This is a genomic window from Streptomyces sp. NPDC057682 (assembly GCF_042799575.1).
GTDB lineage: Bacteria > Actinomycetota > Actinomycetes > Streptomycetales > Streptomycetaceae > Streptomyces.
The window spans coordinates 202,826-216,623 of sequence record NZ_JBHVIN010000014.1 but is presented as its reverse complement, the minus strand read 5'-3'; the positions used below and the strand labels follow the sequence as shown (position 1 = coordinate 216,623).

Annotated in this window: 14 protein-coding genes; 8 read left to right on the top strand and 6 right to left on the bottom strand. The window is 72.1% G+C overall.

The features are described 5' to 3' along the window. Positions 1-48: 48 nt before the first annotated feature. Positions 49-843, bottom strand: coding sequence for an AraC family transcriptional regulator (locus tag ACFVDM_RS25575; protein WP_383644467.1), 795 nt, complete (start codon positions 841-843; stop codon positions 49-51). Between the two features lie 100 nt (positions 844-943). Between ACFVDM_RS25575 and ACFVDM_RS25570 the strand changes: the two genes are divergently transcribed. Next, positions 944-1,666 carry an alpha/beta fold hydrolase gene (locus ACFVDM_RS25570; protein ID WP_383644464.1) on the top strand — a complete coding sequence of 241 codons (723 nt, stop codon included), beginning with the start codon at positions 944-946 and terminating at the stop codon, positions 1,664-1,666. Between the two features lie 224 nt (positions 1,667-1,890). Here the strand turns inward: ACFVDM_RS25570 and ACFVDM_RS25565 are convergent, their stop codons facing one another. Further along, on the bottom strand, positions 1,891-3,486 hold the full coding sequence (locus tag ACFVDM_RS25565; protein ID WP_383644461.1) for an adenosine deaminase: 1,596 nt from the start codon (positions 3,484-3,486) through the stop codon (positions 1,891-1,893). Between the two features lie 554 nt (positions 3,487-4,040). Here ACFVDM_RS25565 and ACFVDM_RS25560 point away from each other — a divergent pair. Continuing rightward, the gene (locus ACFVDM_RS25560) at positions 4,041-4,829 is read left to right on the top strand and encodes a GH25 family lysozyme (protein WP_383644600.1); all 789 of its coding nucleotides are present in this window, start codon (positions 4,041-4,043) and stop codon (positions 4,827-4,829) included. A 202-nt stretch (positions 4,830-5,031) separates the two neighbouring features. Beyond that, positions 5,032-6,228, top strand: a complete 1,197-nt coding sequence (locus ACFVDM_RS25555; RefSeq protein WP_383644458.1) for a glycoside hydrolase family 3 N-terminal domain-containing protein — start codon at positions 5,032-5,034, stop codon at positions 6,226-6,228. A 162-nt stretch (positions 6,229-6,390) separates the two neighbouring features. On the opposite strand, the gene ACFVDM_RS25550 is transcribed toward ACFVDM_RS25555, so the two are convergent. Continuing rightward, positions 6,391-6,891: a GNAT family N-acetyltransferase gene (locus tag ACFVDM_RS25550; RefSeq protein WP_383644455.1), complete on the bottom strand. Its 501-nt coding sequence runs from the start codon at positions 6,889-6,891 to the stop codon at positions 6,391-6,393. 207 nt (positions 6,892-7,098) lie between these two features. Between ACFVDM_RS25550 and ACFVDM_RS25545 the strand changes: the two genes are divergently transcribed. Next, positions 7,099-8,373, top strand: a complete 1,275-nt coding sequence (locus ACFVDM_RS25545) for a hypothetical protein (RefSeq protein WP_383644452.1) — start codon at positions 7,099-7,101, stop codon at positions 8,371-8,373. Between the two features lie 114 nt (positions 8,374-8,487). Beyond that, positions 8,488-9,156 (top strand): class I SAM-dependent methyltransferase, encoded by a 669-nt coding sequence (locus tag ACFVDM_RS25540; RefSeq protein WP_383644449.1) that lies wholly within the window; start codon positions 8,488-8,490, stop codon positions 9,154-9,156. A gap of 10 nt (positions 9,157-9,166) precedes the next feature. Here ACFVDM_RS25540 and ACFVDM_RS25535 read toward each other — a convergent pair whose 3' ends face one another. Further along, positions 9,167-10,081 (bottom strand): LysR family transcriptional regulator, encoded by a 915-nt coding sequence (locus ACFVDM_RS25535; RefSeq protein WP_383644446.1) that lies wholly within the window; start codon positions 10,079-10,081, stop codon positions 9,167-9,169. Positions 10,082-10,154: 73 nt separating this feature from the next. On the opposite strand from ACFVDM_RS25535, the gene ACFVDM_RS25530 reads away from it, so the two are divergent. Together ACFVDM_RS25530 and ACFVDM_RS25525 are read left to right on the top strand one after the other, a co-directional pair. Beyond that, entirely contained in the window at positions 10,155-11,096 is a 942-nt protein-coding gene (locus tag ACFVDM_RS25530) for a DMT family transporter (protein WP_383644443.1), read from the top strand. A gap of 117 nt (positions 11,097-11,213) precedes the next feature. Continuing rightward, the gene (locus ACFVDM_RS25525) at positions 11,214-12,209 is read left to right on the top strand and encodes an SGNH/GDSL hydrolase family protein (RefSeq protein WP_383644440.1); all 996 of its coding nucleotides are present in this window, start codon (positions 11,214-11,216) and stop codon (positions 12,207-12,209) included. Here ACFVDM_RS25525 and ACFVDM_RS25520 read toward each other — a convergent pair. Next, a complete protein-coding gene (locus ACFVDM_RS25520) occupies positions 12,190-12,396 on the bottom strand; it encodes a DUF397 domain-containing protein (protein ID WP_383644437.1) in 207 nt (68 codons plus the stop codon). The genes ACFVDM_RS25525 and ACFVDM_RS25520 overlap by 20 nt on opposite strands. Beyond that, positions 12,393-13,214 (bottom strand): Scr1 family TA system antitoxin-like transcriptional regulator, encoded by an 822-nt coding sequence (locus ACFVDM_RS25515; protein WP_383644434.1) that lies wholly within the window; start codon positions 13,212-13,214, stop codon positions 12,393-12,395. Before ACFVDM_RS25515 ends, ACFVDM_RS25520 begins: the two co-directional genes overlap by 4 nt. A 111-nt stretch (positions 13,215-13,325) precedes the next feature. Here ACFVDM_RS25515 and ACFVDM_RS25510 point away from each other — a divergent pair, with 111 nt between their 5' ends. After that, the gene (locus ACFVDM_RS25510; protein ID WP_383644431.1) at positions 13,326-13,793 is read left to right on the top strand and encodes an ATP-binding protein; all 468 of its coding nucleotides are present in this window, start codon (positions 13,326-13,328) and stop codon (positions 13,791-13,793) included. Positions 13,794-13,798 lie beyond the last annotated feature (5 nt).

Here is a 13,798-nt window from a genome sequence, read left to right as displayed (position 1 = left end):
TCCGAGTCGCCGCTGCGCCCGGCCCGTTTCGCCGTATGCGCATGGGGCTCAGACAGCTCCCGCCCGGTGTCGCCCCGGCGTCGTGCCGACGAGGCAAGTGAACGCCTGGATGAAGGCGCTCGGGTTCGTCCAGCCGCAGGCGTGGGCGGTGCGGGTGGTGTCGTGGTTCTCGGCGAGGAGAACGAGGGCGTGGCAGACGCGGAGCTGGGTGCGCCATTCGTAGAAGGTCATGGACAGTTCGTCGCGGAACAGCCGGCTGAGGGTGCGGGGGCTCGCCCCGACGGCCCTGCCGAGACCGGCGAGCGACGTCGTGTCGGCCGGGTTCGCGGAGAGGATCCGGGCGAGGGCGCGCAGCCGGTCGTCGCGGGGTTCCGGCAGGTGGAGGGGCTGTTCGCGCGCTTCCCGGAGTTCGTCGACGAGGACCCGGCGCAGCCGGGCGAGGGCGGCGGGGGCGCGGGTCGGCGGTTCGCCGCCCTCGCCCGGGGTGGTCAGGGCGAGCAGGACCTCGCGGGCGAGCGGCGAGGCCAGGAACACCACCGGGCGGTCCGGGACGAGGCGTGCGAGGGACGGCGGGAGGAAGACGATCCGCATGTCCGTGTCCCCGTGGGCCCGGTGCCGGTGGGGGAACGCGGCCGGGATCCAGGCGACCCGGTTGGCGGGCACGACCCAGGTGCCGCGCCCGGTGCGGACGGTCAGGACGCCGGCCGCCGCGTACACGAGATGACCCCGCCCGTGCGCGCGCTCGGCGCTCGCACCGCCGGACGGCCACAGATGACGCCCGCCGGACGGCCAGACGGACGAGACGGGACCGGGGGACTCACCGTCGTGGCGGGGAACAGGCACAGCCTGGCATCGTAGCGCTACCACGCCACCGCTCACCCCGGCGAGACTCCTCGGCAGGGGTACGGGACATCCGCCCGCACCCCTGCGGAAGGAGAGAGCCATGACCGTATTCGTCCTGGTCCCCGGCGCGTGGAAGGGCGCCTGGGCGTACGAGCACGTCGTCCCGCTCCTGGAGCGCGCCGGCCACACCGCGCACGCCCTCACCCTGACCGGCCTGCGCCCCGACGACGAGCCCGCCGTCGTCGCCACCGCCGGACTGGACACCCACGCCTCCGACGTCCTGCGGCTCCTGGACCGCACCGGCGCCACCGGGGTGACCCTCGTCGGCCACAGCTACGCCGGGCTCGTCGTCGCGGCCGCCGCCGACCGCGCGGCCGGCCGGGTCGCCCGGCTGGTGCACCTCGACGCGTACGTACCGGACGACGGCGACTCCTGCTGGTCCTCGACCAACGCGCACTTCAGGGAGGTCTTCGCGGCCGGGGCGGCGGACACGGGCTACTCCGTCGCCCCGCCGGGCCACCGCGGCGACCCGCGCCGCCGCCCCCACCCCCTCGCCTCGTTCCTCCAGACGGTCCGCCTCACCGGCGCCCACGCCCGCGTCCCGCGCCGGGAGTTCGTGTACTGCGCGGGCTGGGAGGACCGCACCCCGTTCACCGGACTCCGGGACCGGCTCCTGACCGACCCCGGGTGGCGCGTCCACACCCTGCCCACTGGCCACGACGCCATGCGCGAGGACCCGGAGGCGGTCGCGGCGCTGCTGCTCGACGCGGGCAAGGGGGACGGGCCGACACTCCGTTCGGACAGGATCCCCGTGCGGCGATGAGTTCCGACACCTTCGCCGCCGTCCTACGCCACACCGCGCGCGACGATCGAAGGCCCCTTGCTGCCCTCGGTCTCACCGTATGAATCCGGACAGATGCCGATCCCGTAAGGGGCCCTGAGTGCTGCGGCGTTGCCGATCCCGGTGCGGACGTGATCGCGGGTGGGCCCGGACGCACCACCGGGCCGCAGGGACAGTGCCCCGCGGCCCGGCGAAGGGGGGATGCGTCAGCGGCGGCCGCCGTGGGCGCGCTCGAAGGCGGTGAAGGCCGCCTCCTGGCGCCATTCCATGCCCGCCTTCGGGTTGTCGGAGAGGAAGTCGAGGCAGCGGGGGGTGGGGTTGCCGGCGCCGGGGCGGCTGGTGGCGCAGGCGGGGACCATGCGGTAGCCGGTGCGGGCGGAGCCTGCGGCCCAGAGGCTGCGGCCCTCGCGGAAGGCGTGTTCCAGGGAGGCGCGGGCCAGGTCCTTGAGGGTGGGGTAGTCGAGGTCGTACGTCTCGGAGGCGTACTGGTACTCGTGGCTGATGTCGATGCGGGAGACGCCGGGGTCGTCGGTGGAGAGGACGATCGGGACCCCGTAGCGCCGGTAGGCGTTGAACGGGTGGTCGGCGCCCGCGATGCCGAGGATCTGCTTGTTGCTGGAGAAGGGGACCTCGACGGCGATGTCGCGGCGGGCCATGGTGCGGGCGAGGCCGCGCCAGTTGTCCTCGTGGACGAGGTCGACGCCGTGGCCGATGCGCTCGGCGCCGGCGACGCGGACGGCCTCGTTGATGTGGAAGGTGAGGTCCTCGGGCTTGACGAGGCCGGGGGCCAGCTCACCGGCGTGCAGGGTGAGGTGGGCGCCGGGGTACTGGCCGCGCAGGTACTTCAGCATCCGCATCTGGAGGCTGTAGTTCTCCAGCGAGCTGTCCCAGTCCTCGGGCTGGACGAGGTTGACGGCGACGAAGCGCGGGTCGCGCTCGGCGAGCCGCATGCCGACGGCCATCTGCGTGAAGACGCGGGCCGGGGTGCTGCCGCGGGAGACCTGGGAGATCCAGCGGACGGGGAGCCGGCAGCCCGGGTCGGGGCGGTTGGTGTCGCAGTGCGCGGTGCGGCGGAAGTCCGCGTCGCCCTCGTCGGCCTCGCGGACCGCCTCGTCGACGACCTTGTTCAGCCCGCCGGCCAGCAGCTTGCGGTGGAAGGCGGCCAGGTCGGCGTCGTAACCCACCTTCTCGGCCAGGGCCCTGGCGCTGTCCGAGGCCGGGGTGACCATCGTCTCCAGGTAGAACTGGTTCTGCGCGACGACGGTGTTGGCGACGTTCGCCAGGAGCTTGCCCCGGTCCCAGGTCGCCAGGCCGAACTTGCCGAAGGTGTCGAAGAAGTGGTCGTGCCCCGACTCGCCGGCCGGGAAGTCCTGCATGGACCAGGCCCGGACGATCTCCTGGCGGAACGCCGCGTCGGTCCGCGCGTCGGCGGCCGGGCGGGTGCCGGGGCCGCACGGCGGCGCCACCGCCGTCATCGTCGCGTCGATGCACAGGCCCTTGTCGATCGCGAGCTTGATCAGGTACTCGGTGGTGGCCGCACCGGACAGGTGGTTGTGGAGGTCGCCGCCCTTGGGCAGCGCCTTGAAGAAGGCCTTCAGCGCGGCGGGCCTGCCCTGGAGCGAGTCGAGGTACGCGGAGGTCCTGCGCTCGGCCGGGGTGACCACACGCGGCGAGGCGTCCTGCGCGGGCGCGGCGGCCGTGGCGGGCACGACCGGGAGCAGGGTCAGCAGGGCGAGGGTGCCGCCGAACCCGGCCAGGAGCGGGGACTTGGGACGGCGGGCCGTCCGAATGGAAGAGATCACCGCCGCATGATCGCGCCCGCCGTGCCCGATTACGGCCCCGAGCCACGTCCGCGCGGGCACGTCCACCCGATCGAGTGCGGGGGAGTGGCCGCCAGTTCGAGCGCGGGGCGGTGAGGGCGAGTTCGCGTACGGGGAGTGGCGGCGAGTCCGGTCCGGCCGCGGGGCGGCAGTCACCCGTTCGCACGTGGGGAGCGGCAGCCGGTTCGGGAAAGCCCCGGCGCGAGGTTCCGCCGCCAGTTCGGAAAAGTTCCGCCGCCCACCGGTCGTTTGTACAGCTCACCGGACCGGCCTTTGGTCCAGACCACTAATGGGAGGCAGGCGCTCTTTACCGGACCCCCGGGCCTGTGGCTCACTGTGTCGTGTTCGCGACAACTGGACGCGCGTAGATCAGGACGAAACGTGCGGCCGGTCGGGCCTGTCGCGGTATCCGCCCCCCCACCCAGCAGGAGGCCGCCTTGTTCTCCCGGACCACCCCGCGTTCCCTCACCCTCGCCCGCCGACGCCTCACCCTGGCCGGTGTCCTCGGCACGAGCGCCGCGCTGCTCCTCGGACTGATGTCCAGCACTGCCACGGCCGCACCCGCCAAGCACGACCCCATCCCGCTCGGCCAGGGATACATGGGTGTCGGCTACCTCCCGGACGGCCAGGCGTTCAGACCGGACACCAAGCAGCTGCGCCTCGACGCCCAGCCGGAGGTCACCGTCAAGGCCAACCCGCTCGGCATCGACGTCTCCAAGTGGCAGGGCTCCATCAACTGGACCTCGGTGCGCGGCGCCGGGATCGAGTTCGCCTGGATGAAGGCCACCGAGGGCCTGACCTACAAGGACCCGAACTTCAACTCCAACTACCCGAACGCCTACTACGCCGGTGTGATCCGGGGCGCCTACCACTTCGCCCGCCCGGACGTCTCCGGCGGCGCCGCCCAGGCCACGTTCTTCGCGGGCAACGGCGGCGGCTGGTCGCGCGACAACCTCACGCTGCCGGGCGTCCTGGACATCGAGGGCACCTGCTACGGCTACTCGCAGGCGTCCATGCGCCAGTGGATCCTGGACTTCTACAACACGTACAAGTCCCGCACCGGCCGTGACGTCGTGATCTACACCAGCCCCAGCTGGTGGAACACCTGCACCGGCGGCTGGACCGGCATGTCCACCCGCAGCCCGCTCTGGGTCGCCCACTGGACCACGGCCACCAACCCGACCATCCCGGCGGGCTTCCCGTACTGGACGGTCTGGCAGTACAGCTCCACCGGATCGGTGAGCGGCATCTCCGGCGCCGTCGACCGCGACCGCTTCGGCGGCGACCGCTCCCGGCTGCTCGCCCTGGCCAACAACACCCCGTGACGGTGTGACACGGGACGTCGTTGCCCCTCGGGGCGCGGCGGACCCGTGCGAGAGGCGTGCGGGCCGGAGCGGCCGAATCACCCCGGCCGCTCCGGCCCGCGCGTGTGGAGCCGGGCCCGTTCCCCCCTCGTGTACGCCTCCCACGGCGTCCACGCCGGGCCCGCGTGTGGAGCACTGCCGCCTGACAACTTACGGAGCACCCATGGACCCCACGCCACCCCTCAGCAGGCGCGCCGCCCTCGCCGCCGGAGCCGCGGCCCTGGCCGGCGGACTCGGAGCGACCGCCGCCGCGCAGGCCGCCGCACGGACGCCGGAGCACGCGCGGTCTCCGGAGAACGCACGGAAACCGGAAGCCGTACGGCCCCCGGAGGCCGCCCGCCCCCCGGCCGCCGTCGCCGCCCTGACCCCCCAGCAGCGCGCCGGGCAGTGCGTCATCCACTCCTACCCCGGGCTCACCCCTCCGGCCTCGCTGATGAACGCCATCGAGCAGGGGCGCACGGCCGGGGTGATCTTCTTCGGGGAGAACATCGAGAACCTGACCCAGATCGAGGGCGTCGTCCGCTCGATGAAGGCCGCGCACGCCAACTCCCCGGTGCAGGCCCCGCTGCTCCTGATGACCGACCAGGAGGGCGGCGTGGTCCGTCGGCTGCCGGGAGAGCCGGTGATGTCCGCCAAGGACGTCGGCGCCTCCGCCGACCCCCTCCAGTGGGCCGACTTCACCGGCGGCGGCGCGGGGATGAACCTCGCGGGCGTCGGCATGAACGTCAACCTCGCGCCGGTCCTCGACGTGTACCGCAAGACCGGTGACTTCACCGACCAGTACGAGCGTTCCTACAGCAAGTCGGCCGCCGCGGTGGCCAGTTGCGGTACGGCGTTCATCCGCGCGCAGCAGGACGTCGGGGTCGCCGCCACCGCGAAGCACTTCCCGGGCCTCGGCCCCGCCTCGGCGAGCCAGAACACGGACCTGCGCTCCGTCACGCTCACCACGTCCGCGGCCACACTGCGCGGGGTGGACGAGGCGCCGTACCGGGACGCCGTCGCGGCGGGCGTGAAGCTCGTCATGCTCTCGTGGGCGATCTACTCCGCCCTGGACCCCGCCCGCCCGGCCGGGCTCTCCCCGACGGTCGTCTCCGAACTGCGCGACCGCCTCGGCTACACGGGCGTCACGATCACCGACGCCCTGGAGGCCGGGGCGCTCCAGTCCTTCGGCACGACCGCGCAGCGCGCGGTCGCGGCGGCCTCCGCGGGCATGGACCTGGTGCTGTGCTCCTCGCGCAGCGTCTCCCAGGGCGACACTGCGGTCACCGCGCTCAGCGAGGCCCTGGCCTCCGGCGGACTCGACGGCGCCCGCTTCGACGCGGCCGCCGCACGCGTCAACGCACTGCGGACGGGGCTGTAGGCGGGGCCGGCCGGGGCCGGTGAGCGGGCACGCGGGTGTACGGGCTCGCGGGTGTGCCGACCGGGCGCCGTACGGCTCCGGACGGGTGTGGCAGCCGGGGCCGACGGGGCTCGTACGGCTCCGGACGGGTGTGGCGTCCGGGGCCTGCGGGGCCTACGGGGCCTACGGGGTCGTACGGCTCCGGGCGGCGGACCCGGCTCTGCCCAGGTCCAGCACCCCGACTCGCTGGCCCCCGCTCATCTCGCCGGTCGGCCGGAACCCGAGCCGCAGATAGAAGCGCTCCGGACCGTCCTCACCCGGATGCCACGTGGTCGTCAGGGCGGTCCCGCCGCGCCGCCGGATTTCCGCCGCCACCGACTCGACCGCGAACCGGCCGCAGCCGTGCCCCTGTTCGCCCGCCGCGACGTTCAGCCGCCACAGTCCGGAGCGCAGATCGCTCTCCCCGCCGCCGAAGGGGATGTCGAAGAACGCCATCAGGAAGCCGACGGGCCGGTCGCCGTCCAGGATGAGGCGGGGCCAGGCCGTATCGCCGTACGCGTACGCCTCGGCCAGGGACTTCACGACCGGGGCGACCAGGTGTTCCTGATCCGCACGCACCTTGAGCGCGATGGCGGAGTCGACGTTGTCGGGGGTGATCTTCTCCAGGCGGAGTGCGGTGGTCATGCGGGCACCCTATGCGCGGGCTCGCACGGGCGCTCCGGCGACCCGAGGCGCGGAATAAGCCCCTCCATGATCGCCCTTTGGCCCGTTGGGGGCTCACACCGCCACCGCCCCGGCCGCTACGTTCGGCTGCGGACCGAACACACACAGCCAGGAGGAAAGGCAACGATGCGCCCCACAAGCTCCGTCAGCCGCTTAGCGAAGACACTCATGGCCTGTGCCGCCTCGGCCGCCGTGGCCACCGTGGGACTCGCCGTCCCACCGGCCGCCGCCGCGCCCGCCGGGACCGCCGCCGCACCCGCCGTCTCGGCGGATGCCGAGCCCGGCGGGGCCTGTACGGCGGCGGATCTCGGCACCCGGCACCCGTACATCAAGACCACCGAAGTGACCCCGGTCATCACCCACTTCAAGGGCTGGTACGTCACCGAGGGCTCGACCGGCACCCAGAAGGTGACCACGACCGTGCAGACGGTCGTCAAGGTGACCGTGGGCGCCAACGCCTCCGGCAACGTCGAAGGCGCCTTCCCCCAGCTCGCCCTCACGAAGGCCGGCGCGACCGTGGGCCTCAACGTGCAGTTGGAGTACACCTCCACCAACACCGCGGCGACGGAGGTCACCTGGAACTTCGCCAGTCCGGGCTACTACGGCCTCTACAAGGGGACCAAGAAGGTCACCGGCACCTACGGCAGCCTCAACTGCAACCGCGCCCAGCAGGCCGACGGCAGTTGGGCCCTGAAGTGGGTCGAGGGCGGCGGCGCCGGGAGCTTCACCACCTTCACGACCCTCGAAGAGGGCGCGGTGCGCTGCGAGGACGCCGTTCCCGCCGACAGCATCATGCGCAAGGCGCAGGACCTGCTGGACTGCGGCTCCGCCCTCGCCACCGCGACCCACCCGGCCGGTGAGGTGACCTCGGCGAAGGCCGCCGAGGCGAGGAAGGCGGCGCAGGCCGAGCAGGCCGCCGCCGAGCGGGCCGTCGGCGCCCGGACCGCACAGGCCCCCGCGAACCCGGCCCCGGCCCCCGCCCCGCTTGCCGCCCTGAACTGCCAGGCCGCCGTCTACAAGATCGACGTCCCCGGCAAGCCCCTCAACTGGAGCGCACCGCTCCTGCCCGGCGACGGCATCCGCCTGCGCGAATCCAACTTCCTCAGCGCCCACCTGGACAACTGGAAGCTCTGCAACGTCACGGAGTCCAACGGGGTCGTCGAGGCATCCCTGTGGAACTGGGGCAACGGCGGATGCGCCACCGTCCCGGCGGCCGCCGCCAACCAGGAGCTGGGCGTCCTGACCACGGCCTCCTGCGTGGAGGACGATCTCCAGCGCTTCTACATCTACCGTGACGTGCCCGGCAGCACGAAGGTCGGCATCCAGAACAAGTACTCCGGCTCCATGGCCGGCCACGACCGCTACGCCGACGGAGAGCAGATCCGCCAGTACTCCAGCGGCCGGCAGAACGGCACGGGTACGTACACCATGACCGTGGTCTGACGACCCCCGCCCTGTGAACGCGCGCCCCGCACGGCACCCCTGGGCTTCCCGGCCCCGTGCGGGGCGCCGCGCATCTCTCCGCCCCGGCCCCGTACGAAGCCGTAGGTTGGGGCCATGCCAGAGACGACGTCCACGACGCCCCCCGCGCCCGTTCCCGGCTCCGCCGCCGATGTCGTCCGCACCTGGGACGCCCGCGCCGACCACTATCTCCGGCTGTTCCGGGACGAGTTGGAGAGCAAGCCATTCGACCTGGAGGCCCTGGACGCGTTCGCCGGGCGGGTCGTCCCGGGCGGCCGGGTGTACGACGCCGGCTGCGGCCCCTGCGGCCACGTCACTCAGTTCCTGACGGACCGGGGCCTCGACGTCCTCGGCATCGACCTCTCCCCGCGCTGCGTCGCCCTCGCCCGCCGCGAACGCCCCGACTGCCGGTTCGCCGTCCAGGACCACCGCACCCTCACCGAACCCCTCGACGGCCTCGTCGCCTACTACTCCCTCCACGACCAGCCCCGCGCCGGACTCCCCGCCACCCTCGCCGCCTGGGCTACGGCCCTCCGCCCCGGCGGCCAGCTCCTCGTCGTGGCGAAGGAAGGCACGCACGACGGTGTGATCGACGACCCACTCGGCAGCGATCTGCGGGTCTACTGGGCGGAGTTCACGGAGTACGAGCTCCGCCGCGCGGCCGGGAACGCGTCCTTCCGGGTCGACACCTGCACGGTCCGCGAGGCGTACGAGAACGAGATCCCGACCCGCCGGATCTACCTCGCGGCGACCCGCGCCGCGTGAGCCGTGGACCTCAGCCGTCGAGGGGCGCGGTGAGGCGGTCGAGAACGTGCCGGATGCCGGGCTGCCCACCCGTACCCGAGCGATGGAGGGCATGGACGCTCCGGTGGACCGGCACGCGCAGGGTGTGGATGCTCAGGTCCGGTCCGGGCGCCGGCAGCGCCATGCGGGGAATGAGGGCGACTCCTGCGCGTCGGGCGACCAGGGCCGTCAGAACGGCGAAGTCGCCCGCCACCGCCACGGCTCGCGGAACGAAGCCTGCGGCCCCGCAGGCGCGTTGTGTCATCTCGTGGCAGGCCGTCTCGGGGCCGGGGAGGAGCCACGGGGCATCGGCGAACCGGCGCAGATCTGCCGGTGCTCCGGGAGCGAGTCGGTGGTCGGCGGCGTCGGCGGGGTGCAGGACGAGATGTACGGGTTCCTCGAAGAGAGCCGTCCGCTCGCATCCTGCGGGAAGCGGCCGGGGAAGCAGGCTGTAGGAGTGGGTGACCGCGATGTCGACCTCGCGGCGCCCGAGGGCGGCCTCCGCGGCATCGGGTTCGTGTTCGACCAGGAACACGGCGGGCTCCGCCGGGTCCGGTGGCGTGCCGGGCTCGGGCCAGAGGGCGGGGGCGATCGTGCGGGCGGCGGAGGCGAAGGCGGCGACGCGGACCGTGCCGCGTTCGCCCTGGCGCAGTGCCGCCAGATCCGATTCGGCGGCGGCGAGGTTGCCGAGGAGGACATGCGCATGGTCCACGAGACGCTGCCCCGCGCCGGTGAGGTGGAGGGTGCGTCCCCGCTTCTCCAGGAGTGGCACCCCCGCTTCCTTCTCCAGCACGGCCAGCTGCTGGGACACGGCCGGGCCGGTGAGGTGCAGGGCACGGGCTGCGGCGGCAACCGTGCCCTGCGAGGCGAACTCGACCAGTACGCGAAGTCGGCGGACATCCAACAAGAAAGATCTCCTACCTGATCAGCAAGAAAAAGGTAACTGGACCTAATGTATATGACCGGGCAGGGTCGACAGGGTGAAGTTCAACAAGACTCTGTTCGCCCTGGCCGCCACCGTGCTGCTGTGGGCCACCGCCTTCCCCGCGATCCGGGTGGCGCTGGAGGGCTACGGACCGGCCCAGCTGTCCTTCCTCCGCCTTGCCGTCGCCTCCCTCGCGCTCGCGGCCGTCGCCCCGGCGCTGGGAGTGCGCCGCCCCGAGCGCGCCGATCTCTGGCGCATCGCCCTCGCGGGCGGTGCCGGGATGAGCGCCTACCAGCTCCTGCTGAACTGGGGGGAGGTCCATGTGCCCGCGGGCACCGCCAGCCTGATCGTGGCCGCCGTCCCCGCGATGAGCGCCGTACTGGCGGCCTGCTTCCTGGGTGAACGGTTCACCCCGGCCAGGGCCGGCGGAACACTCGTCGCGCTCGCCGGCGCGGCTCTCGTCGGCGTGTCCGGCAAGGAGAGCGGATACACGGCCGCGGCATGGGCCGTCCTCGCCGCCGCGTGCAGCCAGGCCGTCTACAACCTGACGATCAAGCCCCTGCTGCACCGCTACACCGGGCTCGAAGTCGCCTCCTACGCGATGTGGGCCGGAACCGCCCTTCTCGTCCCCCTCGCCCCCAGCACCGTCCGGGCCGCGTTCGGCGCCCCGGCCGGTACGACGGCGGCGGTCGTCTTCCTCGGCCTCCTGCCCTCGGCGGCCGGGTTCGTCATCTGGGGCTACGCCGTCGCCCGGCTCAGCGTCACCGCCGCCACCGCCGCGCTCCACCTCGTCCCCGCGGTCACGCTCGCCGTCTCCTACCTCTGGCTCGGAGAGCAACCGCGCCCCGTCGCGGTGCTCGGCGGACTCGTCACCATCGCCGGCCTCGTCCTTCTCAACAAGCCCCGAGCAATGGGCAGTCGGCGGCTCGGACGCGCGGCGAAGCGATCAGTAAGTCGGTTGACGCGCAGGGGTGGAACGACGGACGTTCAGCCGTGACCCACCGATGCGCGACAGGGCCGGAGAGAGGGCACGCGGGATGACGTTCGGAGACAGGGCCCCGGAACCGGGACGAGAGGGCGTCCGGCGGCGCCCGGTGCGGTGGAGCGGGTGCTCGTGACGAGCTTCTTCGAGCAGGTGCACACCGTGGGACGGGTCAAGCCCCGTGGCGAGGCTGTGCAGTTCAGCTGGCCCGGGGTGTACTTCGAGGGCCGCTTCCGCGGGACGGGTGTCGGAGTGGTGCTGGACTGCGCCGCCGCCGACTACGACGTCCAGGTCGACGGGGCGACCGTCGCCACCCTGGTCACGCCCGGCGACACCACGCACTGGGTCGACGGCCTGCGGGACGGTGAGCACACGGTCCGGGTCGTCAAACGCAACGACACCCCGGGGGACATCAGCACGTTCGGAGGTTTCGTCGCCGCGCCCGGAGGTGCCGTACTGAACGGACCGGCGCCGAGGGACCGCCAGATCGAATTCATCGGAGACTCCCTCACCGTGGGCTACGGCAATGTCTCGGGCACCCGCGTCTGCGATCCCGAACAGCTCAAGCGGACCACCAACACCGACGTGAGCCACGGTGCGCTGGCAGCCCGCCAGTTGGACGCCGACTACCAGATCAACGGTCTCTCCGGCCTCGGCATGGTGCGCAACGTCGCCGGCATCTGCCCGGACCTCACCTACCGGACGCACTACGACCGGGCTCTGCTGAGCGTGGACGGCGACGTCTGGCGGAACCCGGGGACGTGGCGCCCCCAGATCGTGGTGGTCAACCTCGGCTCCAACGACTTCACCGACCTCACGCCCGGTGAGCCGTGGACCCCGGAAACCCTCGCCGCCGCCTACCGCGCCTCCTACGGCGCCTTCCTACGCACACTCCGCACGCGCTACGGTCCCGCCACCGCCCTCGTGGCCGTCGGCTTCGACAGAAACGCCGAGCACGTCCGGCAGGTGGTCGAGGCGTGCAACGACGCCGGGGACAGCGGGGTCCACTACTGGTACCTCGACACGTCCGGCCTGGACTTCCTCGGATGCGACGGACACGCCTCGGCCCGGGACGACCGGCTGATCGCCGACCGGCTCGTCCCGTTCCTCAGCAGCCTGCTGACGTAACCCTCGCCGCGAGGAACGCCGCCCACGCGCGCGGGAGGACCGTCAGCACGGGGCCGTCGGCGACCTTGGAGTCACGGACGTGGACGGCGGCGGGGTGGGCGGCGACCTCTACGCAGTCGCCGCCCTGGTCGCTGCTGTAGCTGGACTTGAACCAGTTGAGGCCAGTGCGGTGTGCTGCGCGGTTCATGTCTCTCCAAGCAGTCTGTCCAGTAGGCGCACGCTCTCCGCAGGGGAGAGCGCCTGCGACTGCAGCATCCCATACTTCTGCAGGAGCACACTGACGTCGTCCGGGTCATCGTGCAGCACGTTGGTCAACTGACCTTCGATGTAAGCGAGATGATCGTGGTCTGGTGTCTCCAGCAACACCATGGGGCCTGCGAGACCCGCATGACCGAGCGTCGTCATCGGCATGATCTGGAAGCCGACGAAGGGGAGCTCCGCACACGCGCGAAGGTGCCTGATCTGCTCCCGTAAAACGGCCGGATCTCCGATCCGGCTGCGCAAGATGCTCTCCTCCAGGATGAAGTGCAGCATCGGGCGAGGCTTGCGGGTGAGCAGCCGCTGCCGGTCGAGTCGTGCGGCGACCCACTCCTCCAGTTGGTCCTCCTCGATGGGAGGGTAGAGGCACGAAAACACGAACCGCGCGTACGGCTCGGTCTGGAGCTGGCCGGGGACCACCTGGTTCTGGTACGAGAGCAGCGTCAGCGCTTCCTGTTCGTAATCGATGAAGTCGTGGACGAACGCGGGAAACCGCTCCTTCTGCGGCACCCGCGCGACCGCGACCGCCAACGCCCCCTTCGTATCCAGCAACTCATCGAGCAGGATCGCCAGATCGAGCTGAAGGGGCCGCCGCCCCTGCTCCACGGACGCGATGGTGTCCTCGCCGACATTCAGCCTTTCCGTGAGGGCGGCCTGCGTGAGGCCCGCCGCTTTGCGGAACATGGCGAGTTGGGCACCGATGAGATGCCAGGACGTGACGCGCTTGGTGTTCTTTGCCGACTGCATGCCGAACCTCTCCCCGTAACGGGTTCCCGCTGACCCGTCAGAGGCCGTACAGGCGACCTGTACGACCTGACGCACTGATCAACCGTAGTGACGGTGTGTGATGTTCGTCTCGTGAACGAGACAACTCAACTTCCCTGCTTCCGCGAGGCGTTCTACCGGCGGGAACGCAGGTCGATCCCGCTCGTACGGAGGTTCGTGCGGGCGGCGCTGGACGCATGGGCGTGCGAAGTGAATGCCGATGAAGTGGTGCTCTGTGTGAGCGAACTGGCGACGAACGCGCTCGTGCACGGGGTGCCGCCGGGGCGCGGGTTCCGGGTGCGGGTGTTCTGGGAGCGGGAGGGCGGGCGGCTCCGCGTGGAGATGCACGACAGCGGGGACGGGGAGGTGCCGGAGGTGCGGCCGGGCGGGCCGCTGCCGGCCGGGGACGACGAGGGCGGGCGGGGGCTGGTGCTGGTGTCGGCGCTGGCGGACGCGTGGGGGGTGGGGGAGCGGAAGCCGGGGAAGATCGTCTGGTGTGAGTTTGCCGTTCCGGCAATGATCTTTGCCGAATCCGGGGTGAGTGCGCACCATCTCTCGTAGATGGA

What these genes read in the sequence shown, in the direction of transcription:
- ACFVDM_RS25570 (WP_383644464.1), top strand. Translation starts at nt 944, where the DNA reads ATGACCGTATTCGTCCTGGTCCCCGGCGCGTGGAAGGGCGCCTGGGCG.
- ACFVDM_RS25560 (WP_383644600.1), top strand. Translation starts at nt 4,041, where the DNA reads ATGTCCAGCACTGCCACGGCCGCACCCGCCAAGCACGACCCCATCCCG.
- ACFVDM_RS25555 (WP_383644458.1), top strand. Translation starts at nt 5,032, where the DNA reads ATGGACCCCACGCCACCCCTCAGCAGGCGCGCCGCCCTCGCCGCCGGA.
- ACFVDM_RS25550 (WP_383644455.1), bottom strand. Translation starts at nt 6,891, where the DNA reads ATGACCACCGCACTCCGCCTGGAGAAGATCACCCCCGACAACGTCGAC.
- ACFVDM_RS25545 (WP_383644452.1), top strand. Translation starts at nt 7,099, where the DNA reads ATGGCCTGTGCCGCCTCGGCCGCCGTGGCCACCGTGGGACTCGCCGTC.
- ACFVDM_RS25540 (WP_383644449.1), top strand. Translation starts at nt 8,488, where the DNA reads ATGCCAGAGACGACGTCCACGACGCCCCCCGCGCCCGTTCCCGGCTCC.
- ACFVDM_RS25520 (WP_383644437.1), bottom strand. Translation starts at nt 12,396, where the DNA reads ATGAACCGCGCAGCACACCGCACTGGCCTCAACTGGTTCAAGTCCAGC.
- ACFVDM_RS25515 (WP_383644434.1), bottom strand. Translation starts at nt 13,214, where the DNA reads ATGCAGTCGGCAAAGAACACCAAGCGCGTCACGTCCTGGCATCTCATC.